The following is a 26,023-nucleotide window of genomic DNA, read 5'->3' as shown; positions in this document are numbered from 1 at the left end:
AGGAATAAGACATGGCCGGGCCGGAATGCCCGGCCATTGTTGTTTTCAAGGAAGAGAAAATGTCAGATCAGGAATTTCTGCAAACACCGGCAGGCCAGTGGCTGCTGCTGTCACTGCTGCCCCGGTTCGGAATCTCCCTCAGGGAGCGGATTCTGGGTTCTGTTGATACGCTCACCGATATCCTGCCCCTGAATGCTGCCACGCTTCGCGCCATGGGGCTTGGCGGCGATGCCGTGGAGGCGATTGTCGCCTGGCAGGCAGGTGATCTCAGCCAGGGCGTCATTGCCCGGGCACTGGATATCTATCGCCAATGTCGGGAACGGGGTATTGGCGTGCTCGGACAGGGCCAGGCGCCCTACCCGGAATGCCTGCGCCATATCCACAATGCGCCTCTGGTGCTCTATACCCTGGGTAACGTTGAGTTATTGCAACGGGACCAACTGGGCGTGGTCGGCAGTCGCAACGCCACCCGGGCGGGGCTGGATCATGCCCGCCAGTTTTCTGCCGAACTCAGCCGGCGGGGGCTGCTGATCACCAGCGGTCTGGCCCTCGGAATAGATGGCGCAGCCCACGCCGGCGCCCTGGATGCTGGCTATCCGACACTGGCGGTGGTGGGTTGTGGTCTCGACCGGTTGTATCCGGCCCAACATCGTAACCTGGCCCACCGCATCATTGAGAACGGCTTGATTGTTTCTGAGTACCCGCCGGGCACCCAGGCCAGGGCCGCCTATTTCCCCCAGCGTAACCGCATTATCAGTGGCCTCGCCCGGGGCGTGCTGGTGGTGGAGGCCAGCCTCCGGAGCGGTTCACTGATTACCGCTCGAACCGCCCTCGAGCAGGGGCGGGAGGTGTTTGCCATTCCCGGTTCGGTGCACAGCCCGGTGGCCCGGGGCTGTCACCAACTGATTCGCCAGGGCGCCCGGCTGGTGGAGACCGCCGACGACGTGATGGAAGAACTGGGTACCTGGTGGTCCATGCAGGCGCAGCCCGCAGAACCGGAAGCAACGGAGAATTCGTCAGACCTGTCGTTTCTGGACAGCCGGGAAATCGCGGTATTCGAGGCTTTGGGGTATGATCCGCAGTCTACCGATGCACTGGGCCTTGCCACGGGTTTGCCCGCGGATCAGTTGCTGCAGTCACTACTGATCCTGGAGCTTGAGGGCCTCGCCCATGCCTGCCCGGGTGGTTATCAGCGCACCGGTCGGGACCTTGTTCATTGTTCTGCATGAGGGCGCCGATATCTGATGGCGGATACATCTTCTCCGAGTTTTCTTCAACTGGCTCTTGCCCGCCAGACGGTACTGGCAGGCGGGGTAATCGCCTATCCCACGGAAGCGGTGTGGGGACTGGGGTGCGATCCCTGGAACCGGGAGGCGGTCGAATACATCCTTGAGCTCAAGCAGCGGCCCATGGAGAAGGGCGTGATACTGGTGGCAGCCTCGGTTGAACAGGTGCGTTTCCTGCTGGATCCGTTGCCCGAGGCCGTTCAGAGCGAGGCTCTGCGCCACTGGCCAGGGCCGGTCACCTGTCTGTTGCCGGACGTAAACCAGCAGGTGCCGGAGTGGGTCCGCGGCAAACACAGTTCCATCGCCGTTCGGGTCAGTGATCATCCGGTGGTGCGGGCCTTGTGTGAGGCGACGGGTATGCCGCTGGTCAGTACCTCATGCAATCCGGCGGGGCGTCAGCCGGCCCGTGCGATCTGGCAGGTGCGGCGCTATTTCGGCGACCGCATAGATCGTATTGTCCCCGGTGCGCTGGGCGGCAATCGCAAGCCCAGTCGCATTATTGATATTGTTACCGGTCAACAGTTTCGCTAGGAGAATTCATGTCACAGCAGCCGGATATCCAGGCCGTCAAGGACTACCTCATCGGTCTTCAGGAGCGGATTTGTCAGCGGCTGGAAACGGTCGATGGCCAGGCATCGTTTATCCGTGACAGTTGGCAGCGGCCGGAAGGCGGTGGCGGTATCAGCCGCGTACTGGCCGACGGTGGTGTTATCGAGAAGGGCGGCGTTAACTTTTCCCACGTGATGGGCGAGACCATGCCAGCGTCTGCCACGGCTCACCGCCCTCACCTGGCGGGCGCACCCTGGCAGGCCATGGGGGTGTCGCTGGTGATTCATCCGAACAATCCATACGTGCCCACCTCTCATGCCAACGTGCGCTTTTTCATCGCTACGCCGGAGGACAGCGCTCCGGTGTACTGGTTCGGTGGTGGCTATGATCTCACGCCCTATTACGGATTTGAGGAAGACTGCGTGCACTGGCACCGCACCGCAAAGGCAGCCTGCCAGCCATTCGGTGACTCCGTCTACGCGGACTACAAGCGCTGGTGCGACGACTATTTCTACCTCAAACACCGGCAGGAGCCACGGGGCGTCGGCGGGCTGTTCTTTGATGACTACAACACCGGCGATTTCGACCGTGACTTTGCCTTTATGCAGGCCGTGGGCGACAGTTACATTGAGGCCTACGAGCCGATTGTGCGCCGGCGTATGGATCAGCCCTGGGGGGAACGGGAGCGGGAATTCCAGCTCTACCGCCGGGGCCGCTATGTCGAGTTTAACCTGGTGTACGACCGGGGCACGCTGTTTGGACTGCAGTCGGGCGGCCGGACCGAGTCTATCCTGATGTCCCTGCCCCCGTTGGTGCGCTGGGATTACGACCGCCGTCCGGAGCCAGGCACTGAGGAAGCCCGGCTGACCGAGTATTTTCTGACCGGCCGTGACTGGTTGGAGGAACGTAATGACTAACGATCTGTATGCCGTGGTGGGCAACCCCATCAGCCACAGCAAATCACCCCGTATCCACAGCCTGTTTGCCCAACAGACCGGTGAGGCCGTGGAATACACCGCGATTCAGGCGCCGCTGGAGGATTTCGCCGGCACCGTTCATCACTTCTTTGACCACGGCGGCAAGGGTCTGAACATTACGGTGCCGTTCAAGGAACAGGCCTGGACCCTGGCCGAGCACCGGACTCACCGGGCCGAGCTGGCAGGTGCCGCCAATACTCTCTATCTGGATCAAGAAGACCAGCTGGTGGCCGATAACACAGATGGTGTGGGTATTGTTCGCGACCTCCGGGACAACCATGGCGTGCCTCTGAAGGGCGCGCGTGTGCTGGTGCTGGGCGCTGGTGGTGCGGTGCGCGGTGTGCTCGGGCCTCTGCTGGACGAGCAGCCCGCCAGTGTGGTTGTGGCCAATCGCACTGTCGCCAGGGCCGAAGCGCTGGCCCGGCTGTTCGGCCGGGAACACAGTGGCATTGATCTCTCGGCCTGTGGTTTTGAGCAGGTCGAAGGACCGTTTGATCTGGTGATCAACGGCACCAGCGCCAGCCTGAAGGGTGATTTGCCAGCCATTACGGCAGATGTGATCGGCGCAGATACCGTGGTCTACGACATGATGTATTCTCTGCAGACCACCACGTTTAACCAGTGGGCCCTGGATCATGGCGCCGTACGCGTGTTTGACGGTCTGGGCATGTTGGTGGAACAGGCTGCCGAAGCTTTTTTCGTGTGGCGGGGCGTACGCCCGGAAACCTCGGCCGTCACCGAGGAACTGAGAACAGACTGAGGCAGGCGATGCAGCCGAGCCGTCGATAAGGGTCAGTTATGGATATTCTTACGCTTGTCGGGTTGCTAGCCGGAACCCTGATTGTGTTGCTCGCGATGTTGGCGAATGCAACCGTGCTTACCTTTCTGAACCTGCCAGGCCTGGCCATCGTACTCGGTGGGACGTTTGCCGTTACCCTGATCAAATTCCGCATGCCCTCCGTGCTGAGTGCTTTCCGGCTGGCATTCCGCGCGGCCTTTACGGACAAGCTGGCGCGCCCGGCGGAACTGATTCGGGAAGTGGGCGTGCTGGCCCGGGTGGTTCGCAAGGAGGGCATTCTGGGTCTGGAGAACCATGACACCCAGGACGAATTCCTGAAGAAAGCCATCAACCTCTGTGTCGACGGCCACCCGCCGGAACTGGTGGAAGAGGCCCTGTTGCAGGACAGCCAGCAGACCGCAGAGCGCTACGAAGTGGCGGAAAGAGTGTTTCGCGGTATTGGCGAATCGGCACCGGCCATCGGCATGCTCGGTACCCTGGTGGGGCTGGTGCAGATGCTCAATACCCTTGATGACCCCTCATCCATTGGTCCGGCCATGGCGATTGCCCTGCTGACCACCCTGTACGGTGCATTCATTGCCCAGCTAATGGCGTTACCCCTGGCCGACAAGCTGCAGCTGAAGGCGGAAGACGATGCCCGCAATCAGATGCTGATCATTACCTCCATCAAGAGCATCATGCGCGGTGAAAACCCCAGGGTAATGACCGAACTGCTGTCTTCCTACGTGTCTCCGGAACACCGTACCAACCTCGAACCCGAGCGGGAGGCCTGAGGTTTGCAGCCGGCGCGGCCATTGAAAAAGAACCGGGGCAAGAAAGGCACCCCGGACTGGATCGTGACGTTTGCCGATCTGGCCACCCTGCTGCTGACGTTTTTTATTCTGCTGCTGTCCTTCGCCGAAATGGATGTGGAAAAGTACCGGGCCATGGCCAACTCCATGGCACTGGCCTTTGGTTCCAGCAATGTGGTGGCGGAGGACGTGGGTGGTTCTCCCATCACCCTGGTGGAATCGGATACCGTGTCGCTGCCCGAGCCGTCGGAATCGTTGCAACAACAACCGGAGTTTATTGATGAGCGTACCGAACGCTCGGAAACCCGGCAGATACCCGGCGGTGTGCTGGACCTGGCCGGGCGCCTGGTTCGGGAGCTGGAGGCGGAAGTGGCGTCCGAAACCCTGCATGTGAACTACGACGAGGATCAGGTGGTTATCCGGTTCTCGGAGGAAGCGACCTTCCGCTCTGGCGACGCCACCATCAAGCCGGAAATGATCCCGATCATCGAGCGTGTGGTGAGTGTACTGTCCGCCTGTACCGGGGATGTAGTGGTTTCCGGGCATTCCGACGATCGCCCGATTTCCAGCAGCCAGTACCGCTCAAACTGGGACCTGTCCGCTGCCCGGGCGGTCTCGGTGGTGCATGAACTGGTACTCAACCGGGATATCCCCGCCGATCGGGTCGTCGCCGCCGGCCGCGCCGAGACCCGGCCACTGGCCCCCAACACCAGCCCGGAAAATCGCGCCATCAACCGCCGGGTGGAAATCGCCATCCGAAACCCCGAATGCAACGACGAAGTGCCCACCGCAGACCTGCCGGTGGAAATCCTGCCCTGAGCCGCCGCTATGCCCTGCCCGCCTTATGCTCGCAGCGAAGATACTCATAGTGGATTCATATAACCTCTGCCCATTCAAAGCCTTATACTGTGCGCCCTGAATTGCAGACAGCAGGAAATGCCAGCATGAGCGGACCGGACAAACCCAAAGTCATTGGCGAGGAATGGAGCGACGATCGGGTAAAGAGCTATCTCGATCTGACACCCTGGGACCGAAGCATCAATGCCGACTATTTTGTGCTGAGTCGGGCTTATGAATCTATGCGGGCCGAGGATTTCGAACGCTTTATCAGCTTCTTTGTTGAAGCCCGTCGTGACCTGAATGCTGAAGACGAGCACGGGGCAACCATTCTGGATCGGGTTGCTCGTCACCGGCGTAGTGCGGATTATGCCCGTGCCCTGGAAAACGCCGGCGCACAAAAAAAGGCAGCGGCCGGGAACTGATTCCCGGCAAGGCTGCCTTGCAGGCTCGAAGGCGAGGGCTTACTTTACCTCGACTTCGATCGCCTTCGGTTCTTTGGGCTCGGCCTTCTGGATGCTCAGTGTCAGCAGGCCGTCCTTGAAGTTGGCCTTCACACTGTTCTCATCCACGTTGTCCGGCAAGGTGAACCGGCGCATAAAGCTGCCGTAGAATCGTTCAATGCGGTGCAGCTTCTTGTCCTTGGTTTCCTCTTCGCTCTTGCGTTCACCCTGAATGGTGAGCACGCCGTCGTGTACGGTCACCTTCACATCGTCTTTGCTCATACCCGGCAGCTCGGCTTCCACCATGAAGGCCTCCGGGGTCTCCTTGATATCCACTGCAGGTGCCCAGTCACTGCGGCTGAACAGATCCTTGCCTTCCTGTTCACCGTTGGTGCGGGCCAGGCCGAACATCCGGTTGTAGCGGTTCATCATGTCTTCGAACTCACTGATCGGATTCCAGCGTGTAATGTTGCTCATGGGAACTCCTCCTTTAACGATGTCGAATCTGAGATGGTCATCAGCTTCGCTCGCGGAACAGCTCCAACCCGGTGGCGCCCCCGGATGGACTCCGTGAACTTCTGCTATTCTCGAAAGTAGGTGCAGGCGGGAAATTTTCAAGGTGCCCCTGATCAGAATTTGATCTGAATCAGGGGCGGTTGGTCAGGGCTTATTCGGCAGGATTCAGGTATTCGTCTTTCAGTTTGACGTAGTTGGCGGCGGTGTATTTGAAGAACGTTTTTTCTTTGTCGCTCAGGGCCCGGGCCTGCTTGCACGGGGAGCCCACATACAGGTAACCGGATTCCAGGCGTTTGCCTGGCGGTACCAGGGTGCCGGCGCCGATAATGACTTCATCTTCCACCACGGCGCCGTCCATCACGGTACAGCCCATGCCGACCAGAACCCGGCTGCCAATGGTGCAGCCATGCAGCAGGGCTTTGTGGCCAACGGTCACGTCGTCGCCCAGGATCAGCGGCCAGCCGCCGGGGTTGTAGTCGCTGGCGTGGGTGATGTGCAGCACCGAGCCGTCCTGGATGCTGCAACGGTCGCCGATGCGGATCTTGTGCATGTCGCCTCGGATTACGGTCATGGGCCAGACCGAGCAATCCTCCCCCATTTGTACATCTCCGATGACCACGGCGCTGTCGTCTACCCAGGTGCGTTCGCCAAATTGTGGTGTGATACCCTTGTGAGTTCGTACATTCGCCATTACATATACCTCAATGCTGTCCAAGTGCGGTGCAAGGTGCCGGTGGGGGATGGCTTTCAGAAACACGCTCCTTCGGCACTCCTGCGGAGTCCGGCCCGCAATCACAGATTGCGGTCGCTCAGCGGTCGCATGAAGCTTCGCTTCATAAACGCTCGGCGGAGCCCCTGTGACGCTTGAGTTCCGCCATCCCTGGCTCCACACAGTTTCTGAAAGCCATCCCCCACCGGCACCCCGTAAGTTGGTGCAAGCTATCTCATTAACGAACGGCTGAGAAGGGGACCTATGAATAACCCGCTACTGACAGACGATCTGTTGCCGAAGTTCGGCCATATCCGTACCGAGCACATGGAAACAGCCATAGACCAGATTCTCAGCGAGAACCGGATGAAGATCCAGACGCTGGCCCAGCAGGAGGATCCCAGTTGGGAAACTCTGGCTCAGCCCATGCAGGAGCTGGAAAACAAGCTAAGCAATGCCTGGTCGGTGATCTCCCACCTGAACGGTGTCATGAACAACGATGACCTGCGCAAAGTGTACAAGAACTGCCTGGAAAAACTGACTGAATACAGTACCGAAGTCAGCCAGAACAGTGTCTTGTGTGAGGCCTATAAAAAACTGGCCGCCCGCGATGATTTCCACAATCTGAGCGAATCCCAGCGCAAGTCCATCGACAACATCCTGCGGGATTTCCGGCTCGGTGGTGTGGATCTGCCCGAGGACAAGAAAAAGCGTTACGCGGAACTGTCCCGGGAGCTGGCGGAACTGTCCAACAAGTTCAGCGATAACGTGCTGGACGCCACCCAGCACTGGTACAAGCACATCACCGATGTGGACGAGCTGTCCGGTCTGCCGGAGACGGCCATTGAAGGCGCCAGGCAGGCGGCCCGGCAGAAGGAGGTGGACGGTTATGTGATTACCCTGGATTTCCCCAGTTTCTATCCGGTGATGACCTACGGTGACAACCGCAGCCTGCGCCGGGAAGTGTACGAGGCGTTTGTGACCCGGGCGTCGGACCAGGGCCCGGATGCCGCGAAGTGGGATAATACCCCGGTGATGGCTGAGATTCTCAAGCGTCGCCATGCCCTCGCCCAGTTGCTCGGATTCGACAACTACGCCGAGCGTTCGTTGGCCACCAAGATGGCCCGCAGTGTCGATGAGGTGATGGAGTTCCTGAATCAGTTGGCGGCGAAATCCAAGCCCCAGGCGGAGAAGGAGTTCGCCGAGCTGAAGGCTTTTGTGAAAGACGAATACGGCGTCGAGGATCTTCAGGCCTGGGATGTGGGTTATTACAGCGAGAAGCTGCGCCAGAAGCGTTATGACATTTCTCCGGAAACCCTGCGCCCCTGGTTCCCGGTGGACAAGGTAGTGCCGGGCCTGTTCCGGGTGGCAGAGAAGCTGTTTGATGTTCAGATCGAAGCCCATCCGGAGGTGGAAATCTGGCACGCAGATGCCCAGGCTTACTGCATCAGTCGCCACGGCGAGCCGATTGCCTGGTTCTACCTGGATCTCTATGCCCGCCAGGGCAAACGCGGTGGTGCCTGGATGGCGGACTGCCGGGTGCGCTGGCGCGATTTGCGCGGCCGGTTGCAGTTGCCAGTGGCGTTCCTGACCTGCAACTTCACGCCACCGGTGGACGGCAAGCCGGCATTGCTGACTCACGACGAAGTCACCACCCTGTTCCACGAATTCGGCCATGGCTTGCATCACATGCTGACGCAGGTTGAGGTGATGGATGTGTCGGGTATTAACGGTGTGGCCTGGGATGCGGTCGAGTTGCCCAGCCAGTTCCTGGAGAACTGGTGCTGGAATCCGGAGTCGCTGGCACTGATTGCCAGTCACCATGAAACCGGCGAACCGCTGCCGGAAGATCTGCTGCAGAAACTGCTGGCGGCCAAGAACTTCCAGTCCGGGATGGCCATGGTGCGGCAGCTGGAGTTCTCGCTGTTCGATTTCCGGTTGCATGCGGAATTCAGCGAGCAGGCGCCGACCAATCCGCTCGACATGCACCGGAAAGTGCGGGAAGAGATTGCCGTGGTCCAGGCGCCGGAGTTCAATCGCTTTCCGAATGCCTTCTCCCACATTTTTGCCGGGGGCTACGCGGCGGGCTATTACAGCTACAAGTGGGCGGAAGTGCTGGCGGCCGATGCATTCTCGCTGTTTGAGGAGAATGGTATTTTTGATCCGGAAACCGGCAAGGCCTTCCTGCACAACATTCTGGAGAAAGGCGGCTCGCAGGAGCCCATGGAGCTGTTCAAGGCGTTCCGGGGCCGGGAGCCCGAGGTGGATGCCTTGCTGAAGCAGACCGGCATTACGGACGAAGCGGCCTGATACAATCACGCCCGGTGGTCGTACTGGCCATCGGGTGACTTATCTGGAGTTGAGTTATGGCGAGTCCGAAACGCTTTATCGCCGGTGCTGTCTGTCCCCGTTGTGCGGAGATGGACAAGATCATGATGTTTACCGATGACGACGGTGAGCAGGTGCGCGAATGCGTGGCATGCGGTTTTACCGATGCCATGTCCGATCAGGAGCAGCCGGCGGCACCGGAAATCGAGACCCGGGTGAACAAACGCGGCAACAAGGACGATCACACGGTAAAACAGGTGGTGTTCTTCAAGTCCGGTTCAGAAGACTGACCCCCCGGCTTGCCTGGCCGTCTTCGGCCGGTGGCAAACCGAGGGCTTTGCCGGTGCCTCAGAGCACCATGGCGGCCAGCCAGCCGAAGGCCAGCAGTGGCAGGTTGTAGTGCAGGAACGTGGGCACCACGGTGTCCCAGATGTGGTTGTGCTGGCCATCCACATTCAGGCCGGCGGTGGGGCCGAGGGTGGAGTCTGACGCCGGAGAGCCGGCATCACCCAGAGCACCCGCCGTACCCACCAGGGCCACGATGGCCAGGGGGCTGAAGCCCAGTTGCAGCGCCAGAGGCACATACAGTGCCGCGATAATGGGGATGGTGGAGAACGAGGACCCGATGCCCATGGTGATCAACAGGCCCACCACCAGCATCAGCAATGCTGCCAGCGCCTTGTTCTCGCCTATGGCGGCGACCGAACCTTCCACCAGAGTGGCGATTTCGCCGGTTTCCCGCATCACTTCCGCAAAGCCGTTGGCGGCAATCATGATGAAGCCGATCATGGCCAGCATTTTCATGCCTTCGGTGAACAAATCGTCGGCTTCTTTCCACTTAACCACGCCAGAGACATTGAACAGCACGAAGCCGGCCAGGGCGCCCAGGATCATGGAGCCAAGCCAGAGTTGCACCACGAATGCCACGGCAATGGCGACCAGCGCCATCACCAGTGTTCTGGGGCTGTACTTAACATCCACACGCTCGGTCTGTTCGATGCGCTTGAGGTCATAGCCGCGACCGCCCCGATAGCTGAAAAAGACCGCAACCAGCAGGCCAAGGAGCATGCCCAGGGCCGGCAGCGCCATGGCAGACATGACGTTCAGGTTGCTGGCATCAACGCCGTTGTCGGCCACGTTGGCCAGCAGGATTTCGTTTAGATAGATACCGCCAAAGCCTACCGGCAGGAACATATAAGGCGTGATCAGCCCGAAGGTCAGCACGCAGGCCACCAGCCGGCGATCCATGTGCAGTTTCGCCATCACGTATAGCAGTGGCGGCACTACCAGCGGAATGAAGGCGATGTGAATCGGCAGGATATTCTGGGACGACACGGCAATGGCCAGCAGCAGGCCGATGATCATGAACCGGATGCCGGTGGCAGCGCCCCCTTCATCCTGCCGGCCCACCATGGCCAGGGCCTTGTCGGCCAGGGCGTGGGCCAGCCCTGATTTTCCGATGGCGACGGCAAACGCGCCCAGGGTGGCATAGGACAAGGCAACGGTGGCACCACCCCCCAGGCCGGTATTGAAGGCATTGATGGTATCTTCAAGGGACATGCCCGCCACCAGGCCACCGGAAATGGCGCCGATGATCAGGGCAACAACAACGTGGATACGGCACAGGCTCAGTACGAGCATGATCAGTACCGCGGCAACTACGGCATTCATGGCAAACTCCGGATAGGAATCGAGGGTATACCGGCACCTTTTGGGCGCCGGCAGCACGAAAAGTGCGCTAATGTGCAGGAAATGGCCGCCGCAGTCAAAACGGTTGTGTAACCGTTACTCGTCCTCAACCCGCATGAAACGGGGAACCTGTTCGCCGGCCACGTCGACGGTTTCCTGGAACATGGGGAGCGGGCGAACCCATAGACTATAGTCGCCATACAGGCAGCGATAGACCACCAGCGGCTCTTCGGTTTCGCTGTGGCGGGCCACGCCGATCACGTCGTAGTCCTTGCCTTTGTAATGCCGGTAGCGGCCGGGCTGAACCGTGTGTCTGCGTTCGGGCATGTCTTCCTCTCTGGTGGTAGCGGGGCCTTACCCCTTAATTTTGCCGGACTTGAGCGGGATATCCGTCTACACTGTTTGTGAAGCACTAGGGTTATGGTGTTCCCCATCAGAACACAACAGTGTAGTTCAAGCACCTCGGGCCGGAAATTACAGACAAGAATGAACGGGCGCATTTCCCGCATAACAGGCATATTCGTTACCTTGCTGCTGTGCTTGGCCTTCACTGCTGCCCACGCCGAGCCCGTGTCCTTTCAATGGTTGTCAGTACCTCAGGGGGCCAGGGATGTCGAGGCAGTCCGTGCCATCGGGCCTGACCAGTGGCAGACGGTTCCGGCTGGCCAGACCCTGAACCAGGGTTTCAGTGACGATGAATTCTGGTTGCAGGTACCGGTGCCGGCGCAACCCGCTAACCGGGTTCTGGAAGTGGGCTATCCGCTGCTCGATGAAGTGTCGATTTACTGGGAGCTGGATGGCCGGATTATCGAATCCCATCACACCGGGGATACCCGGCCGTTCGACAGCCGGCCGATTGTACACCGGAATTTCGTGTTTCTGGTGCCGTCCAATACCGAGCCGGTCACCGCCTGGATTCGTGTGCAGACCCAGGGCTCGGTCCAGGTTCCGATCGCGGTCACCCCGTCCGCCGAATTCCTGGCCAACGAGCAGATTTCGTACGGCTGGCAGACCATGTTTCTGGGTATTGTAGTCGCCCTGGCGCTGTACAATCTGTTCCTGTTCATGATTGTCCGCCATCAAACCTACCTTTGGTATGTGCTGGCCGTTATCTGTTCCGGTGCCGTGCAGCTCAACTTCAATGGCCTGCTGTTCCAGTGGTTCTGGCCGGACCTGCCGTGGATCAACCGTTACTTCACTGTGCCCGTGGTCAGTGCCGCGCTGATTGCGGCCATTGTTTTCACCATGCGATTTTTGCTGGTCAGTCTCCATTCGCGCTGGGGTTACCGTGTGCTTCAGAGCTTGCTGGGCATCAGTGTCATCGGTCTGATCTATGGCTTTGTCGGTTCCTATCAGAGTGGCATCATGCTGATCAGTGCATTAGCGGCTTTTGCCACCCCGGTGGCCTGGCTGATCGGTATCGATGTCTGGCGCAAGGGCCAGATTCTGGGTGGTTTTTATGTTCTGGCCTGGACGCCCTTGCTGCTGGGGCATCTGGTGCTGGCGGTCAGCAAACTGGGCTGGATTCCGCGCAGTCCGTTTACCGAACTGGCGCCCCAGGCCGGGGTGGCGGTTGAGGTGATCCTGCTGTCGTTTGCCCTGGCCTACCGGATCAACATGGAACGCCGGCGCCGGCAACAGGCCCAGGAGCATGCCCTGGAAGTTCAGCGCCAGGCTAACCTGACCCTGGAATCCCGGGTTCGGGAACGCACCGAGGAACTGGAGAAGGCAAACGAGCAGTTACGGGCTATCAGCCTGACCGATGGCCTGACCCACGTCGCCAACCGGCGCCGGTTTGATGAAAAGCTGGAAACCGAATGGAACCGGGCGTTGCGTCACGAGCATGAACTGAGCCTGATTCTGCTGGATATTGACCACTTCAAGCAGGTGAACGACCACTTCGGCCATCTGGTGGGAGACGACTGCCTGGTGGCGCTGGCCTCAATTCTGTCCGATGAGGTCCAGCGCTCAGGGGATCTGGTGGCGCGTTACGGTGGGGAGGAGTTCGCCATTCTGCTGCCCGCTACCGATGTGGCCGGCGCGCAGCAGGTGGCGGAACGGATGCGGCTGTCGGTCGCGCGAACGCCGGTCAACAGTGGCGAGCATATGTCGCCGGTCAGCCTGACCATCAGTCTCGGTGTGGCGACACTGACCCCCAACCGGCAATCCGATTGTCAGGAACTGATTCGCCGCGCCGATGAGGCGCTCTACGCCGCCAAGGCCGATGGGCGGAACCGGGTGGTGGTCTGGCATCCCAAGGCAGTCGCCCCCACCACCAGTTGACCTCAGTTTTTGAGTTTGTACCGGCCCGGCCCCAGGAAAATCAGCGCCAGTGCGGTGAACAGGAAGAAGCCCTGAAGTTCCAGCGCCCAGCCGCCGTTGCCGCTCAGGGTCAACAGCTGGTGGCCATGCACCAGGGCGATGGCAACGATCATGTTGAAAACAATGATCAGGGCGCCGATGCGGGTCTGGTATCCGAGAATCACCATCAAGGGTGCAATAACTTCCCCGATATAGACGCCATAGGCCAGGATCGTGGGCAGGCCATGGCTGGCCAGCTGGCCCTCGATAAAGCCGATGCCATTGAGCAGTTTGGCTATGCCGTGGAACAGCAGTAATCCGCCCAGTGTCAGCCGTACAATCAGTTTTCCCAGATCGGCATTGTCCAGCACGTTTGGCCTCCTCAGTGATGTTCGGGAGCGCAAGAATACTGGTTTTTCAGAGGCAATTCAGTGACGTGTTGTTATTAAACTCAGCACGACGGCCCGAGGGCGAAGCGGATGTGGTTCCGCTCCAGCAGGTTTTCCCAGTACTGTCGCATCCAGTCCCAGGCCTGGTTGTTTACCTGATCAACAAAGGGATCGAGATCCAGGTTGTAGTAATCCGGGGTGCCAGCAATCTGCAGCACGGTAACGGTAATGGCATCGTCCAGCTCGTTGGCGAAGGGTTCACCAATCAGCTCGTGCACCAGCAGATTGGCCCGGGTGGCTTCCAGATCGATCAGTTCACTGGCGCGGATCGAGCGGTTGTTGTCGTGCATTTCCTCCATCAACCGGTGGCACAGGTAGGCGCGAATAAGCAGCCCGTCCAGGCCGTCGTAGCGCACCAGCAGCACCGAGGGCTGAGTGAAATAGCGGATGGCGGCATCAATAAAGGGCTGGAACAGCTCGGTTTTGCCGGCTTCCCGGGCGCAGGCATCCACGCATTCGATCAGCCTGGGCGCCATCTCGATGTATTCCACCGCGAATTGGAACAGCGAGGTTGCCGGTTGATAGCCATCCACCACCACCGAACCCGGCAGCCGGGCGGCTTTCTCTTTCATCTGGCGTAAAAAGGCGCCGGATCGTGCTTCCTGACGCCTTGCCTGATCAATGATTTCAAGGACGGCCTGTGGAGTCATTTCAGGAGATGCCGAAGTCTGAACAATTTGAGGTCGCAAGGCGCCTCCCGTTCTATCAAGGAGTAACCGGAGGCAGGAAAGCAGGGGCTGGCTACCGCAACATGCCTGCCGTTTCTGACTAGTGTAGCCAAGATTTGTCGCCTTGCTGCCTGCACCGGCAAATTTAACGGTTACGGTGTGAGTAGAAAACGTTAGTGAGTATTAAACCACCGGCCCTCACGGGTGTACCGCCAGCACAGCCAGCCCATGCTCCCTGCCCGCGCCAGCATCAGCGTGATGAGCGCAAACCAGAGCCCGTGATTGCCCCATCCGGTGGTCAGCCACCAGACCGGCAGGAAGACAGCCAGCGCTGAAAACAGCATGGTGTTCTGCATTTCCCGGGTCCGGGTGGCGCCGATAAAAACTCCATCGAGCAGAAAGCCCCAGACCGAGGCAAATGGCAGCAGCCAGAGCCAGGGCAGGTATTGCCAGGCGGTAGTTCGCACCGCCTCCAGCCCCGTCAGCAGGCTGATCAGCCAGCGGCCGCCGAGCACGAACGCAACGGTCAGTAGCAACGCCCCCCAGATCGACCAGCGCAGGGCACTCAGGAAGACCATCCGGAACCGGCGCCGGCTATTCTGGCCGATGGCTTCGCCCACCAGGGCTTCGGCGGCATTGGCAAAACCGTCCAGGGCATTGGAAATCACCAGCAAAAAGGTGATCAGCACGGCATTGGCGGCCAGGATGACATCGCCCTGACGGGCACCCTGGGCGGTGAAAAACGCCAGTACCAGCAGCAGCGCGATGGTGCGAACCATGATGTAACGGTTCACCTGCAGAATGGTCAGGTAGTCTGACAGGTGCCCGAACAGTGCACGGGTCAGCCGTTGGCCTTCCGGCATTCTCCGGAGCACGATGGCAAACCCGATCAGGGCGGCGCCGTATTCGGCCATCACGGTAGCCATGGCCACGCCCCGGCTGTTCCAGCCCAGTACCGTGACGAAGAACACGTCCAGCACAATGTTGATACCGTTGGCGATGATCAGCATCACCATGGGGCCGCGGGGGAACTGGGTGCCGATCAGCCAGCCCACCAGGGTGTACTGGCACAGCACCGCGGGCGCACTCCAGATACGGATGGCCGCGTATTCTGCGGCCAGAGCCGACACCTCAGGGCTGGGATTCATCAGCTCCAGACCGATCCGGATCAACGGTTGGTGGAACAGAATCAGTAACAGCCCGATGCCGATGGCCAGCAGGATTGAGCGTAATAGCAGCGCGACCTGAGCAAAGGCATCCCGTTTGCCCCAGGCCTGCGCCGCCAGACCGGTGGTGCCCATGCGCATGAAACCGAAAGTCCAGTACAGAATGCTGAACAGGTTGGCGCCCACGGCGACCGCGCCCAGGTATTCCGGACTGTGCAGATGGCCGAGCACGGCGGTGTCCACCAGGCCCAGCAGGGGCACGGTGAGATTGGTCAGCATCAGTGGCCAGGCCAGTGCCCACAGGCGTCGGTCAATGATGCCGGGCGCACGCTGTTTATTCTTTATGCTTCTCAAAACTCTGCACTTATCTTATTTGGATTTAAGGATTTTTTAGTCTTTTTTTGATCTGTGTCTATACTCAATTTTGATGTATCCATAAGCAGGCTTTCACTCGGGGATTTCCGACGGTTGCGAGTGCCATCGGTAAATTTCGGAGGGATGACGCAAAATCCGACAAGAATAACACTCTGTGGAGACACAGTATGCGCGTGCATGCCAAGCGGGCAGTAGCCCTAGCCGCTGGTCTGTTGTCACCGGCTGTCGTCGTGGCCGACTGGACCATGAACATGACGCCCGGTGTAACCGGCACCAGTAATCAGATTTTCAGCCTTCACATGACCATTCTCTGGATCTGCGTCGCCATCGGTGTGGTGGTGTTCGGGGTCATGTTCTGGTCTATTTTCGCCCATCGCAAATCCCAGGGCGCGAAACCGGCCAATTTCCATGAGAACACGGTGGTCGAAATTCTCTGGACCATCATTCCGTTCGCCATTCTCGTGGCCATGGCCATTCCCGCCACGGCAACGCTGGTGGAGATGTACGACACCACCGAATCCGAAGTGGATATCAAGGTTACCGGCTATCAGTGGCGCTGGCAGTATGAGTATATCAATGAAGATTTTGGTTACTTCTCCAGCCTGTCTACACCCCGGGACCAGATCGAGAACCGCCAGGCCAAGGGTGAAAACTACCTCCTGGAAGTGGACAACCCGCTGGTGATTCCAGTCGGCAAGAAAGTGCGTTTTCTGTTGACCGCCAATGACGTAATCCACTCCTGGTGGGTGCCGGAGTTTGGCGTGAAGAAAGATGCCATCCCCGGTTTTATCAATGAAACCTGGACCCGGGTGGATGAGCCGGGCATTTACCGTGGCCAGTGCACCGAGCTGTGTGGCAAGGACCACGGCTTCATGCCGGTGGTGGTCGAGGCGGTGCCGGAAGAGGAATACAACGCCTGGGTGGCGGAGCAGCGCGAGGCAGCCGAGAAAGAACGCCAGCTGACCCAGAAAGACTGGACTCTGGAAGAATTGATGGCGCGTGGTGAGAAGGCTTATGCCACAGCCTGTGCGGCCTGCCACCAGGCGGATGGCAGCGGGGCCCCCCCGGCGTTCCCCGCGCTCAAGGGTAGCCCGATTGCGACCGGAGATATGACGGCTCACATCGACATTGTGGTGAACGGCAAGTCCGGGACGGCGATGCAGGCGTTCGGTAACCAGCTGAGCGAAGTGGACCTGGCTGCGGTGATTACCTATGAGCGTAATGCCTGGGGTAACAACACCGGCGATATGGTCACGCCCAAGGAAATTTTTGATTACAAGAACCAGCAGTAATCAACGCCAGATAACAACAATCACCAGCCACATCAGAAGGCGGTAACGGGGGTTTTCATGAGTGCGGTTGCAGATACCCACAGCCAGGAACATCACCACGGCCCGGCCAAAGGCATCAGCCGCTGGCTGCTGACCACAAACCATAAAGACATCGGGTCCATGTACCTGATGTTCAGTTTTGCCATGTTCCTGCTCGGCGGCAGCATGGCCATGGTCATCCGGGCCGAACTGTTCCAGCCCGGCCTGCAGATTGTGCAGCCGGAGTTCTTCAACCAGATGACCACCATGCACGGTCTGATCATGGTGTTCGGGGCGGTCATGCCGGCCTTTGTCGGGTTAGCCAACTGGATGCTGCCCTTGATGATCGGCGCGCCGGACATGGCACTGCCGCGCATGAATAACTGGAGTTTCTGGCTGCTGCCCTGCGCCTTCCTGATTCTGGTCTCCACCCTGTTCATGCAGGGCGGCGCCCCCAACTTCGGCTGGACCTTCTACGCGCCGCTTTCCACCACCTATGGGCCACCCAGCACCACGTTCTTCATCTTCGCGGTGCACATCATGGGGGTGTCCTCAATCATGGGCGCCATCAATGTCATTGCCACCATTCTGAACATGCGGGCGCCGGGCATGACCCTGATGAAAATGCCCCTGTTTGTCTGGACCTGGCTGATCACCGCGTTCCTGTTGATTGCGGTCATGCCGGTGCTGGCCGGCGTGGTGACCATGATGCTGATGGACATCAACTTCGGTACCAGTTTCTTTGATGCCTCCGGTGGTGGCGATCCGGTGCTGTTCCAGCATGTGTTCTGGTTCTTCGGGCATCCGGAGGTTTATATCATGATCCTGCCGGCGTTCGGGGCCATCTCCCACATTGTTGCGGCCTTCTCCCGCAAGCCGCTGTTTGGCTATGCCTCCATGGTGTATGCGGTGGGTGCCATTGCCCTGTTGTCGTTCGTGGTCTGGGCGCACCATATGTTTACCGTGGGTATTCCACTGGCCGGGCAGTTGTTCTTCATGTACGCCACCATGCTGATTGCCGTGCCCACCGGGGTGAAGGTGTTCAACTGGGTCACCACCATGTTCCGGGGCTCCCTGAGTTTCGAGGCGCCCATGCTGTTCGCCGTGGCCTTTATCATTCTGTTCACTATCGGTGGTTTCTCCGGGCTGATGCTGGCCATCGCGCCTGCGGACTTCCAGTACCACGATACCTACTTTGTGGTCGCGCATTTCCATTATGTGCTGGTGCCCGGTGCCATCTTCGGCATCTTCGCTTCGGCCTACTTCTGGCTGCCCAAGTGGACCGGCCACATGTACGACGAAACCCTGGCCAAGACCCACTTCTGGCTGTCGTTCATCGGCATGAACCTGGCTTTCTTCCCCATGCACTTCCTGGGGCTGGCGGGCATGCCCCGGCGGATTCCGGACTACGCGCTGCAGTTTGCTGACTTCAACATGGTATCGAGCATCGGGGCCTTTATGTTCGGCGTCAGTCAGTTGCTGTTCCTGTTCATCGTGGTGAAGTGTGTGCGAGGGGGCGAGAAGGCCGCCGCCAAACCCTGGGATGGTGCTGAAGGGCTGGAATGGACGGTGCCCTCACCGGCGCCCTATCACGCTTTCTCGACACCGCCGGAAGTGAAATAACCGGGAGGTCGCCATGGCAGAGCCACAACACGGCAAACGCAGCAACGGTCGGGTGATTGCCTGGTGCATGGCCGGCGTGGTCGGTATGTTCGCCTTCGGCTTTGCCCTGGTGCCCTTGTACGACGTGTTCTGCGAAATCACCGGTATCAATGGCAAGACCGGCGGCCGGTACGAAGCGCAGGTCACCAACCAGGTGGATGCCAACCGCACCGTGACGGTCCAGTTCCTGGCCAGTAATGGCCCGGGCATGTCCTGGGAATTCCGGCCGGTGACCCGCAGCATCAAGGTGCATCCCGGTGAGCCGGTGACCGTCAATTTCTACGCCGAAAATGGCAGCGACCAGGCCATGGTGGGACAGGCAGTTCCCAGCCTGTCCCCGGCTGAGGGCACCCTGTACTTCCACAAGACCGAGTGTTTCTGTTTCAACCAGCAGCCCCTGGAAGCCGGCGAAAGCACAGAAATGCCTCTGGTGTTTATCGTGGATCCGGAACTGCCGGAACACATCACCAAGCTGACACTGTCCTACACCCTTTACGACCAGAGCCAGAAGGCCGAGGTATCGGGTGCCGCCGGGGCAGCAAAAACAACCAACAATAACGGCTAAGCCATCGGAGACAGCTATGGCGGATCACCAGACCTACTACGTTCCCGAACAGAGCAAGTGGCCCATTGTCGCCACCGTTGGCCTGGGGGTCACCCTGTATGGCGCGGCAGCCATCATGGTGAACGGCAACCAGGGTGAAAGCACCACCGGTTCCTGGATCATGTTCTGGATTGGCGCGCTGATCATGGCGTACATGCTGTTCGGCTGGTTCGGCAGCGTCATCCGCGAGAGCCGGGCCGGATTGTACAGCGACCAGATGGATCGTTCTTTCCGCTGGGGTATGAGCTGGTTCATTTTCTCGGAAGTCATGTTTTTTGCGGCGTTCTTCGGTGCGCTCTTCTACGTTCGGATGTTCGTGGTGCCCTGGCTGGGGGGCGAGGGTGATAAAGGCAGTAGCAACATGCTGTGGGAAGGCTTTCAGGCCAGTTGGCCTCTGGTCAGCAACCCCAACCCAGAGGCCTACCCGGGCCCGAAGGAAGTGATCGGGCCCTGGGGCTTGCCGCTGATCAACACCATCCTGCTGGTAACCTCGTCGTTCACGGTGACCATTGCCCACCATGCCCTGAAAGCGGGTAACCGGGCCAAGGTGAAGCTGTGGCTGGGAGCCACCATTGCGCTGGCGGTGGTGTTCATGTTCGTTCAGGGCTACGAGTACATGCACGCCTATCAGGACCTGGACCTGACCCTGAAGTCCGGCATCTATGGCAGCATGTTCTTTATGTTAACGGGTTTCCACGGGGCCCACGTGATGCTGGGTACTTTGATGCTCGCCATCATGCTGGTCCGGATCATCAAGGGCCATTTCACCGCCGACAATCATTTCGGCTTTGAAGCGGCAGCCTGGTACTGGCATTTTGTGGATGTGGTCTGGCTGGGCCTGTTTGTGTTCGTGTATGTGCTCTGAGGCAGATGAAGTCAGGGCGTCGGGTTCAGGGTGAGATCGCCGGTCCAGAGCGCGATCAGCACCACGGCCAGTAATAGCACGCTGAGCGAGACTCGCACCGCCAGTGAGTTCACCACACGGTTGGTTTTACCGCCGTCCCGAATCAGGAAAAACAGCCCGCTGAACAGGCTGATAATGACGGCGAACAGCAGTACGACAATGGCAAGTTTTAACATGAGGAATCCGGTTGTATCAGGTCCGCAGCCTGTTGAGCATTCTGGTGCCGGGAACAACGCCCCGGTTCGTTACCTCACTATAGCAGAGCGGCGCTAAGTGGGTTCCACCTCCCGCCGCTGGCAGTTCGACTGGCGCCTGCTGGTCTTCAGCGGTGTCTTTCTGCCTCTGCTGATCAGTCTGGGTGTCTGGCAGCTGAACCGCGCCGCGGAAAAAACCAGTCGGCTGGAGACCTGGAATTCAGAAAGCGCCGGGTGGGACTGGCAGGATGTGGCGGCTGCAGATGGGTGGCAGGAGGGCCAACCGGTCACCCTGACCGGTTGGTACCGGGAGCAGACTTGGTTGCTGGACAATCGGACCCGGGACGGCCGCGCCGGTTACGAAGTGTTGACGCTTTTTGAGCCGCTCTCAGGCCCTTTGGTGGTGGTCAACCGGGGCTGGGTACCGGCACCGGCCAGCCGTGAACAACTGCCGGAAGTGCAGACGCCTGAGCCTCTGTTTACCCTTCAGGGCCGGCTGGCGGCCTATCCGGAACCTCCGGTACTGGGGGCGCAGGAGCCCGATACACCCGGCTGGCCGAGACGGGTCCAGGCGTTGCCTGAGAGCCGTGTCCGGGCGTTGGGTAAGACGCCGGCCCCGATGATTGTTCACCTTGCCGACAGCCAGCAGCCGGGTGCATACCGGGCGGACCGGGCGCCGGATGTGATGGGCCCGCAGACGCACTACGGATACGCCGCCCAATGGTTTGCACTAGCGGTAGCACTGACTATATTGACTCTGGTGGCGAGTTATAAAAAAGACAGCGAAAGACCCAAGGCAGGAGCCGACAATGACAACGACAACGGCTGACTCTCTCTCTCATTCTGATGGCCCGAGCCCGGCTCAGGTCAGGCGGGGCCGGCGCACCGCCATGTTGCTCTTTGCGGTGGGGTTCGGCCCCATGCTGGTGGCGACGGTCATGTTTTACACCGGCTGGCTTAACCCGACCGGTCAGAGCAATCAGGGGCAGTTGGTGCAACCGCCGGTGCCGGTGGCAGAGCTGAATCTGCAAACCGCTGCGGGGAACCCCCTGCAGGCACGCTTTGGTGTTGATGTCGCCGACCCGAAATGGCTGATGCTGGTGGCCTCGGAGCGTTGCGCGGAAGACTGCGAGCAGCTGCTGTATCTGGCTCGCCAGGTTAACGTTGCGCTTGGCAAGAACGCGCCGCGTGTTGGTCGTGCCGCCTATCTGGGCACGGTACCGGCGGATCTGGAGCGGCGCTGGTCCGATGAGTACCAGTTGATGGAGCGCCTGCAACCGGCCGCTGGCAAGACACCGGCATGGCCCGCCGGGATCAACCCGGAGCAGCAACCGAGAATCCTGCTGGTCGACCCGTTTGGCAATGTGATGATGCACTATGGCAGGGAACATACCGGCAAACAGCTGCTGAAAGATCTGAAGCACCTGCTGAAACTGTCACAGATTGGCTAACGGGAGGCCTGCGGTATGACGGCGATGTCTCCGGAGCAATCCCGGGCAATAGCAAAGAAACTGGCGTTCTGGGCTACCCTGGCCTGTTTGCTGGCAGTGGTGGTGATCATGCTCGGTGCCTGGACACGGCTGGTTCATGCCGGCCTGGGATGCCCGGACTGGCCTGGCTGTTATGGTTTTCTGACCGTGCCCCAGGATGAAACCCGCATCGCCATTGCCAATGCCCGTTTCCCGGAGACCCCGGTGGATGTCTCCAAGGGCTGGCCGGAAATGATTCATCGCTACGCCGCCGGTACCCTGGGACTACTGGTATTCGGGCTGGCCATTGCCTCGGTGCGCAAGCGCAGAGCGGGGCTTCCGGTCAAACTGCCGCTGTTCATTGCCGGCTTTATCGTGTTGCAGGCCGCGTTCGGCATGTGGACGGTTACCCTCAAGCTCTGGCCCCAGGTGGTGGCCCTGCATCTGCTGGGCGGATTTACCACCCTGAGCCTGTTGTTGTTGCTGACCCTGCGGCTCCGGCGGCGGGCACGGGAAAGTGAGGCGCCGCGACCGGCGATGGCGGCATCCCTGGCAAGACTCCGACCCTGGCTGTATGGCGGTTTGCTGCTGGTCATTGCCCAGATTGCCCTGGGGGCCTGGACGGCAGCCAACTACGCCGCCGTTGCCTGTACCGATTTGCCTACCTGTCAGGGTCAGTGGTGGCCCGAGGGCATGGATTTTCAGCATGGATTTGATATCACCCAACATGTTGGTCCCAACTATCTGGGCGGCCAGCTGACCAGCGATGGCCGGGTTGCTATTCACGTCAGCCATCGCCTGGGCGCAGTCCTTGTGTTGGGTTATCTGGCCATATTGCTGGGGCTGCTGTGGCGCCAGCGCGCCCAGAGCGGTCTCGACAGGGCTATCGCTCTGGTGGGCGGTGCCCTGGTGCTCCAGTTCTGTCTGGGGCTGACCAACGTCTGGCTGCACATTCCCCTGATCATTGCCGTTGCCCATAACGCCATGGGCGCTGGCCTGTTACTGTCGATGGTGCACCTGATCTGGCGGCATCATCAGCTGGCCCTGCCAGCACTATCCCCCGCACCTCACACAACAACCATAAACCGGGAGGTTACGGCATGAGCGAGCAAGTGAAGGCGCTGCCGATCCAGAATCCAACGCATGCGAGCACTATTTCCTGGCGCGATTACCTGGAACTGACCAAGCCCCGGGTAGTGGCATTGATGATTCTTACCTCGGTGATCGGCATGCTGCTGGCAGCACCAGGCGTTCCCGAATGGAGCGTGCTGCTGTTCGGCAACCTGGGAATCGCCCTGCTGGCCGGCGCGGCTGCGGTGGTGAACCACGTGGTGGATCAGAAGATTGATACCGTGATGGCCCGCACTCGCAAACGTCCGGTGGCGACTGGCCGGATTGCGCCGCTGGACGCCCTGCTGTTTGCTACCGTGCTGGCGGCCCTGGGTATGGTCGTGCTGGTGTGGCAGGTGAACGAGCTGACCGCCTGGCTGACGCTGGCGTCCCTGGTGGGTTACGCCGGTGTTTACACCCTGTTTCTGAAACGGGCGACGCCACAGAACATTGTCATCGGCGGGCTGGCCGGTGCCATGCCGCCACTGCTGGGCTGGACCGCGGTCACTGGCCAGGTGGAAGGCCACGCGCTGTTGCTGGTGCTGATCATCTTCGCCTGGACGCCACCGCATTTCTGGGCTCTGGCCATCCACCGCAAGGAGGAATACGCCAAGGCTGGTATTCCCATGCTGCCGGTGACCCACGGCAATCGTTACACCGAACTGCATATTCTGCTCTATACCCTGATGCTGCTGGCCGTCAGCCTGCTACCGTTTGTCACAGGCATGTCCGGCGGTATTTACCTGGTGGGCGCCCTGGCGCTAGGCTTGAGGTTCCTGCAATATGCGGTTCGCCTGCTGCGCGGCGACGACCGGCGGGTAGCGCTGAACACCTTCAAATATTCCATCACCTATCTGATGGCGTTGTTTGTGGTGTTGCTGGTAGATCATTTTGTGTTTGTCCCGGCCTGACTGGCCGGGGTTAAGCCTGGTTGGGAGACCCTATGGGGCGGTCGATTCGAATCACGTTGTTTGTTCTGTTGTTGCTGGTGGTGCTGGTGTTCGGCCTGACAGTGGGTCGGCAGGTCTTTCTGGTGGGGGGCGAACCGGCACCGGCGCCGGATCTCAGCCAGTACAACGCCTATGTCTACGACCAGCCACGGCCCCTGGTGGAGTTCTCTCTGACCAACGAGGAAGGAGCGACGGTCACCCGGGAAGATCTCCGGGGCCGGTGGACCTTCGTGTTTGTGGGCTATACCAATTGCCCGGACATCTGCCCCGCTGCCATGGCCAATCTGCGCCGTACCGACCAGTTGCTGTCCCCGGAATTACCCCAACCGGACTATCTGCTGGTCTCGGCAGACCCGGAGCACGATACCCCGGCGAAGCTGAAGGCCTATACCGATTTCTTTGGTGAGCATTTCCACGGCCTGACCGGCGATCTGGACACCCTGCGCCAGGTCGCCAAGAGCGTGAGCGCGGTGTTTGTGCACCGGCAGGTGAATGGCGAGTTGCTGGTGGACCACAGCGGGCATTTTGCCTTGCTCAATCCGGACGGCGACGTTCAGGCGCTGATCCAGCCACCCCACAAGCCGGAACAGCTGGCCGAAGCCTTTGAGCGTATCTACCAGTGGGCCAACGCCAATCGCCAGCCAGGCTGAGGCGAAGGTCTCACTGACAAGCATTGGTTAGTCACCTACACTACCCGGTTTCCGTTGATAACCTGACGACCGGGCCTATGCCATGACTTCTGCAAATACCCCCACCCCCAGGCAACTGTTTACGGTTCTGCTCGCCGGTAGCCTGGTGTTGCTGGTTGTCCACGGCCTTGGCCGATTCATCTACACCCCGTTGTTGCCCTACCTGGTGGCCGATAACCAGTTCAACGCGCCGGATGGAGCTGCGGTGGCCACCTGGAACTACCTCGGCTATCTGATGGGGGCAATGCTGGCCATCCGTTGGCACAGAATCGACCAGATCCGGCTGATGTTGCCTCTTTTCCTGGCGGTTCATGTGGTCACCACGCTGATCGTGACCCAGACCGACCAGCTGACGGTGATTTCTGTCACCCGCTGGCTGAACGGTGTGGCGAACGGCGTGGTATTCGTCCAGGCGCCAGCTCTGATTCTGGAGTGGCTGGTAATGCGCAACCGGGCCTCTCTCAGCGGTCTGGTCTATATCGGTGTTGGTGTAGGGCTGCTGGTGTCCAGCGGCCTGGTTACCGGAACCGCCGGCCTGCTGGAGGGCGCGGAGCGCTGGTGGCCGGCTGCCCTGTTGTCGATTCCCCTGGCCTGGTGGGGTGCCATGCAGTTACGGCAACTGGAGGTACCGGTGCGCCAGCATGATGACGCCGGTAAGGCAGTGGTCAATACCCCGTTGCTGGATCGCGCCAGCATCCCGCTGTTTCTGTCCTATGCCGGGGCGGGCCTGGGCTACATCCTGCCCATGACCTTCCTGCCCCTGTTGGCAAAACTGGAACTGCCTGAGGGCCACGCCTTGCTGGACGGGACCTGGGTGATCGTCGCCCTGTTCACCATCCCGGCGCCCTGGCTGTGGAACAAACTGGGGGCCCTGATGGGAGACTTGCCCGCCCTTCGCCTGAATTTTCTGATTCAGCTGGCCGGTGTACTGGCCACCGTGGTCTGGCCTGGCGCCTTGGGCTTGGTGTTGTGTGCCGCCCTGGTCGGCAGCACCTTTCTGGGCACGGTATTGCTGACCCAGCGCATCGGGCGCGCGCTGCATCCGCATCAGGGCCCGCGCCTGTCGGCAGCGATGGTGGCACTGTATGGCTTTACCCAGATGGTCGGCCCCTGGCTGACCAAACAGTGGCTGGATGCGGGAGGCACCCTGGTGTCGGCTTTCGGCATCGGGGTGGCAGCGTTGGCGTTTGGCCTGGTATTCGCGTTCTTCGTGCCCCGGCCTGAAGCCTGGCATGCCCGCTCCTGAGG

General features: G+C 60.1%; 28 protein-coding genes. 20 read left to right on the top strand and 8 right to left on the bottom strand.

All coding sequences use genetic code 11. From position 1 onward, the window contains the following. Window positions 1–11: 11 nt before the first annotated feature. The 7 genes from dprA (at window position 12) to Q674_RS25000 (ending at window position 5,664) form a co-directional block, all read left to right on the top strand. Window positions 12–1,229, top strand: coding sequence for a DNA-processing protein DprA (gene dprA / locus Q674_RS25030; protein WP_023008118.1), 1,218 nt, complete (start codon window positions 12–14; stop codon window positions 1,227–1,229). Between the two features lie 15 nt (window positions 1,230–1,244). Continuing rightward, the gene (locus Q674_RS25025) at window positions 1,245–1,817 is read left to right on the top strand and encodes an L-threonylcarbamoyladenylate synthase (protein WP_022992655.1); all 573 of its coding nucleotides are present in this window, start codon (window positions 1,245–1,247) and stop codon (window positions 1,815–1,817) included. 8 nt (window positions 1,818–1,825) lie between these two features. Continuing rightward, window positions 1,826–2,752, top strand: coding sequence for an oxygen-dependent coproporphyrinogen oxidase (gene hemF / locus Q674_RS25020; RefSeq protein WP_014420026.1), 927 nt, complete (start codon window positions 1,826–1,828; stop codon window positions 2,750–2,752). Further along, window positions 2,745–3,572 carry a shikimate dehydrogenase gene (gene aroE / locus Q674_RS25015; protein ID WP_023008117.1) on the top strand — a complete coding sequence of 276 codons (828 nt, stop codon included), beginning with the start codon at window positions 2,745–2,747 and terminating at the stop codon, window positions 3,570–3,572. The genes hemF and aroE overlap by 8 nt, the downstream gene beginning before the upstream one ends. Window positions 3,573–3,610: 38 nt before the next feature. Further along, window positions 3,611–4,384, top strand: coding sequence for a motility protein A (locus Q674_RS25010; RefSeq protein WP_023008116.1), 774 nt, complete (start codon window positions 3,611–3,613; stop codon window positions 4,382–4,384). 3 nt (window positions 4,385–4,387) lie between these two features. Beyond that, complete coding sequence (locus Q674_RS25005; protein WP_031209783.1) at window positions 4,388–5,221, top strand: flagellar motor protein MotB; 834 nt, start codon at window positions 4,388–4,390, stop codon at window positions 5,219–5,221. Window positions 5,222–5,346: 125 nt separating this feature from the next. After that, window positions 5,347–5,664 (top strand): PA4642 family protein, encoded by a 318-nt coding sequence (locus tag Q674_RS25000; protein WP_022992657.1) that lies wholly within the window; start codon window positions 5,347–5,349, stop codon window positions 5,662–5,664. A 39-nt stretch (window positions 5,665–5,703) separates the two neighbouring features. Here Q674_RS25000 and Q674_RS24995 read toward each other — a convergent pair whose 3' ends face one another. After that, complete coding sequence (locus tag Q674_RS24995; protein WP_022992658.1) at window positions 5,704–6,159, bottom strand: Hsp20/alpha crystallin family protein; 456 nt, start codon at window positions 6,157–6,159, stop codon at window positions 5,704–5,706. Between the two features lie 190 nt (window positions 6,160–6,349). Further along, complete coding sequence (locus tag Q674_RS24990; RefSeq protein ID WP_011783633.1) at window positions 6,350–6,889, bottom strand: gamma carbonic anhydrase family protein; 540 nt, start codon at window positions 6,887–6,889, stop codon at window positions 6,350–6,352. 282 nt (window positions 6,890–7,171) lie between these two features. Between Q674_RS24990 and prlC the strand changes: the two genes are divergently transcribed. Then, a complete protein-coding gene (gene prlC, locus Q674_RS24985; RefSeq protein ID WP_023008114.1) occupies window positions 7,172–9,217 on the top strand; it encodes an oligopeptidase A in 2,046 nt (681 codons plus the stop codon). A gap of 56 nt (window positions 9,218–9,273) precedes the next feature. Beyond that, window positions 9,274–9,525 carry a YheV family putative zinc ribbon protein gene (locus Q674_RS24980; RefSeq protein ID WP_023008113.1) on the top strand — a complete coding sequence of 84 codons (252 nt, stop codon included), beginning with the start codon at window positions 9,274–9,276 and terminating at the stop codon, window positions 9,523–9,525. A gap of 58 nt (window positions 9,526–9,583) precedes the next feature. On the opposite strand, the gene Q674_RS24975 is transcribed toward Q674_RS24980, so the two are convergent. Continuing rightward, on the bottom strand, window positions 9,584–10,906 hold the full coding sequence (locus Q674_RS24975; protein ID WP_023008112.1) for a Na+/H+ antiporter family protein: 1,323 nt from the start codon (window positions 10,904–10,906) through the stop codon (window positions 9,584–9,586). Between the two features lie 114 nt (window positions 10,907–11,020). After that, complete coding sequence (locus Q674_RS24970) at window positions 11,021–11,251, bottom strand: DUF1653 domain-containing protein (protein WP_023008111.1); 231 nt, start codon at window positions 11,249–11,251, stop codon at window positions 11,021–11,023. 159 nt (window positions 11,252–11,410) lie between these two features. On the opposite strand from Q674_RS24970, the gene Q674_RS24965 reads away from it, so the two are divergent. Next, window positions 11,411–13,207, top strand: coding sequence for a diguanylate cyclase (locus Q674_RS24965; protein WP_023008110.1), 1,797 nt, complete (start codon window positions 11,411–11,413; stop codon window positions 13,205–13,207). A gap of 2 nt (window positions 13,208–13,209) precedes the next feature. Here the strand turns inward: Q674_RS24965 and Q674_RS24960 are convergent, their stop codons facing one another. The 3 genes from Q674_RS24960 to Q674_RS24950 form a co-directional block, all read right to left on the bottom strand. Further along, the gene (locus tag Q674_RS24960; protein ID WP_023008109.1) at window positions 13,210–13,596 is read right to left on the bottom strand and encodes a DoxX family protein; all 387 of its coding nucleotides are present in this window, start codon (window positions 13,594–13,596) and stop codon (window positions 13,210–13,212) included. 80 nt (window positions 13,597–13,676) lie between these two features. Then, window positions 13,677–14,324 carry a hypothetical protein gene (locus Q674_RS24955; protein ID WP_031209780.1) on the bottom strand — a complete coding sequence of 216 codons (648 nt, stop codon included), beginning with the start codon at window positions 14,322–14,324 and terminating at the stop codon, window positions 13,677–13,679. A gap of 191 nt (window positions 14,325–14,515) precedes the next feature. Further along, the gene (locus Q674_RS24950; RefSeq protein WP_023008107.1) at window positions 14,516–15,862 is read right to left on the bottom strand and encodes an MATE family efflux transporter; all 1,347 of its coding nucleotides are present in this window, start codon (window positions 15,860–15,862) and stop codon (window positions 14,516–14,518) included. Between the two features lie 188 nt (window positions 15,863–16,050). Between Q674_RS24950 and coxB the strand changes: the two genes are divergently transcribed. From coxB to Q674_RS24930, 4 genes are read left to right on the top strand one after another with little or no spacing between them, the layout of a single operon-like run. Continuing rightward, a complete protein-coding gene (coxB, locus tag Q674_RS24945) occupies window positions 16,051–17,175 on the top strand; it encodes a cytochrome c oxidase subunit II (RefSeq protein ID WP_011783642.1) in 1,125 nt (374 codons plus the stop codon). Window positions 17,176–17,232: 57 nt separating this feature from the next. Beyond that, the gene (ctaD, locus tag Q674_RS24940; protein ID WP_022992665.1) at window positions 17,233–18,816 is read left to right on the top strand and encodes a cytochrome c oxidase subunit I; all 1,584 of its coding nucleotides are present in this window, start codon (window positions 17,233–17,235) and stop codon (window positions 18,814–18,816) included. A gap of 13 nt (window positions 18,817–18,829) precedes the next feature. Then, window positions 18,830–19,420 (top strand): cytochrome c oxidase assembly protein, encoded by a 591-nt coding sequence (locus tag Q674_RS24935; RefSeq protein WP_022992666.1) that lies wholly within the window; start codon window positions 18,830–18,832, stop codon window positions 19,418–19,420. 16 nt (window positions 19,421–19,436) lie between these two features. After that, window positions 19,437–20,324 carry a cytochrome c oxidase subunit 3 gene (locus Q674_RS24930; protein WP_022992667.1) on the top strand — a complete coding sequence of 296 codons (888 nt, stop codon included), beginning with the start codon at window positions 19,437–19,439 and terminating at the stop codon, window positions 20,322–20,324. Window positions 20,325–20,335: 11 nt separating this feature from the next. Here Q674_RS24930 and Q674_RS24925 read toward each other — a convergent pair whose 3' ends face one another. Then, on the bottom strand, window positions 20,336–20,539 hold the full coding sequence (locus Q674_RS24925; protein WP_011783646.1) for a twin transmembrane helix small protein: 204 nt from the start codon (window positions 20,537–20,539) through the stop codon (window positions 20,336–20,338). A gap of 97 nt (window positions 20,540–20,636) precedes the next feature. Between Q674_RS24925 and Q674_RS24920 the strand changes: the two genes are divergently transcribed. The 6 genes from Q674_RS24920 to Q674_RS24895 all read left to right on the top strand — a co-directional run bounded on the left by Q674_RS24920 (window position 20,637) and on the right by Q674_RS24895 (window position 26,021). Then, window positions 20,637–21,386, top strand: a complete 750-nt coding sequence (locus Q674_RS24920) for an SURF1 family protein (protein ID WP_022992668.1) — start codon at window positions 20,637–20,639, stop codon at window positions 21,384–21,386. Beyond that, entirely contained in the window at window positions 21,367–22,008 is a 642-nt protein-coding gene (locus Q674_RS24915) for a hypothetical protein (RefSeq protein WP_011783648.1), read from the top strand. Before Q674_RS24920 ends, Q674_RS24915 begins: the two co-directional genes overlap by 20 nt. Window positions 22,009–22,023: 15 nt before the next feature. Continuing rightward, on the top strand, window positions 22,024–23,130 hold the full coding sequence (locus Q674_RS24910) for a COX15/CtaA family protein (RefSeq protein ID WP_011783649.1): 1,107 nt from the start codon (window positions 22,024–22,026) through the stop codon (window positions 23,128–23,130). Further along, window positions 23,127–24,047, top strand: coding sequence for a heme o synthase (gene cyoE, locus Q674_RS24905; RefSeq protein ID WP_011783650.1), 921 nt, complete (start codon window positions 23,127–23,129; stop codon window positions 24,045–24,047). The genes Q674_RS24910 and cyoE overlap by 4 nt, the downstream gene beginning before the upstream one ends. A 32-nt stretch (window positions 24,048–24,079) precedes the next feature. After that, entirely contained in the window at window positions 24,080–24,736 is a 657-nt protein-coding gene (locus Q674_RS24900) for an SCO family protein (RefSeq protein ID WP_023008106.1), read from the top strand. 82 nt (window positions 24,737–24,818) lie between these two features. After that, window positions 24,819–26,021, top strand: coding sequence for a YbfB/YjiJ family MFS transporter (locus tag Q674_RS24895; RefSeq protein ID WP_023008105.1), 1,203 nt, complete (start codon window positions 24,819–24,821; stop codon window positions 26,019–26,021). The last annotated feature ends 2 nt before the right edge of the window (window positions 26,022–26,023 follow it).

It is taken from the genome of Marinobacter sp. EVN1 (assembly GCF_000475375.1).
Lineage (GTDB): Bacteria > Pseudomonadota > Gammaproteobacteria > Pseudomonadales > Oleiphilaceae > Marinobacter > Marinobacter nauticus.
The sequence above is the reverse complement of the archived record's forward strand: the minus strand, read 5'-3'. Positions and strand labels throughout refer to the sequence as shown.

Excerpts from the sequence above, each read along its gene's own strand:
- dprA (WP_023008118.1), top strand. The coding sequence starts at position 12 with ATGGCCGGGCCGGAATGCCCGGCCATTGTTGTTTTCAAGGAAGAGAAA.
- Q674_RS25025 (WP_022992655.1), top strand. The coding sequence starts at position 1,245 with ATGGCGGATACATCTTCTCCGAGTTTTCTTCAACTGGCTCTTGCCCGC.
- hemF (WP_014420026.1), top strand. The coding sequence starts at position 1,826 with ATGTCACAGCAGCCGGATATCCAGGCCGTCAAGGACTACCTCATCGGT.
- aroE (WP_023008117.1), top strand. The coding sequence starts at position 2,745 with ATGACTAACGATCTGTATGCCGTGGTGGGCAACCCCATCAGCCACAGC.
- Q674_RS25010 (WP_023008116.1), top strand. The coding sequence starts at position 3,611 with ATGGATATTCTTACGCTTGTCGGGTTGCTAGCCGGAACCCTGATTGTG.
- Q674_RS25000 (WP_022992657.1), top strand. The coding sequence starts at position 5,347 with ATGAGCGGACCGGACAAACCCAAAGTCATTGGCGAGGAATGGAGCGAC.
- Q674_RS24995 (WP_022992658.1), bottom strand. The coding sequence starts at position 6,159 with ATGAGCAACATTACACGCTGGAATCCGATCAGTGAGTTCGAAGACATG.
- Q674_RS24990 (WP_011783633.1), bottom strand. The coding sequence starts at position 6,889 with ATGGCGAATGTACGAACTCACAAGGGTATCACACCACAATTTGGCGAA.
- prlC (WP_023008114.1), top strand. The coding sequence starts at position 7,172 with ATGAATAACCCGCTACTGACAGACGATCTGTTGCCGAAGTTCGGCCAT.
- Q674_RS24980 (WP_023008113.1), top strand. The coding sequence starts at position 9,274 with ATGGCGAGTCCGAAACGCTTTATCGCCGGTGCTGTCTGTCCCCGTTGT.
- Q674_RS24975 (WP_023008112.1), bottom strand. The coding sequence starts at position 10,906 with ATGAATGCCGTAGTTGCCGCGGTACTGATCATGCTCGTACTGAGCCTG.
- Q674_RS24970 (WP_023008111.1), bottom strand. The coding sequence starts at position 11,251 with ATGCCCGAACGCAGACACACGGTTCAGCCCGGCCGCTACCGGCATTAC.
- Q674_RS24965 (WP_023008110.1), top strand. The coding sequence starts at position 11,411 with ATGAACGGGCGCATTTCCCGCATAACAGGCATATTCGTTACCTTGCTG.
- Q674_RS24955 (WP_031209780.1), bottom strand. The coding sequence starts at position 14,324 with ATGACTCCACAGGCCGTCCTTGAAATCATTGATCAGGCAAGGCGTCAG.
- coxB (WP_011783642.1), top strand. The coding sequence starts at position 16,051 with ATGCGCGTGCATGCCAAGCGGGCAGTAGCCCTAGCCGCTGGTCTGTTG.
- ctaD (WP_022992665.1), top strand. The coding sequence starts at position 17,233 with ATGAGTGCGGTTGCAGATACCCACAGCCAGGAACATCACCACGGCCCG.
- Q674_RS24935 (WP_022992666.1), top strand. The coding sequence starts at position 18,830 with ATGGCAGAGCCACAACACGGCAAACGCAGCAACGGTCGGGTGATTGCC.
- Q674_RS24930 (WP_022992667.1), top strand. The coding sequence starts at position 19,437 with ATGGCGGATCACCAGACCTACTACGTTCCCGAACAGAGCAAGTGGCCC.
- Q674_RS24925 (WP_011783646.1), bottom strand. The coding sequence starts at position 20,539 with ATGTTAAAACTTGCCATTGTCGTACTGCTGTTCGCCGTCATTATCAGC.
- Q674_RS24915 (WP_011783648.1), top strand. The coding sequence starts at position 21,367 with ATGACAACGACAACGGCTGACTCTCTCTCTCATTCTGATGGCCCGAGC.
- Q674_RS24910 (WP_011783649.1), top strand. The coding sequence starts at position 22,024 with ATGACGGCGATGTCTCCGGAGCAATCCCGGGCAATAGCAAAGAAACTG.
- cyoE (WP_011783650.1), top strand. The coding sequence starts at position 23,127 with ATGAGCGAGCAAGTGAAGGCGCTGCCGATCCAGAATCCAACGCATGCG.
- Q674_RS24900 (WP_023008106.1), top strand. The coding sequence starts at position 24,080 with ATGGGGCGGTCGATTCGAATCACGTTGTTTGTTCTGTTGTTGCTGGTG.
- Q674_RS24895 (WP_023008105.1), top strand. The coding sequence starts at position 24,819 with ATGACTTCTGCAAATACCCCCACCCCCAGGCAACTGTTTACGGTTCTG.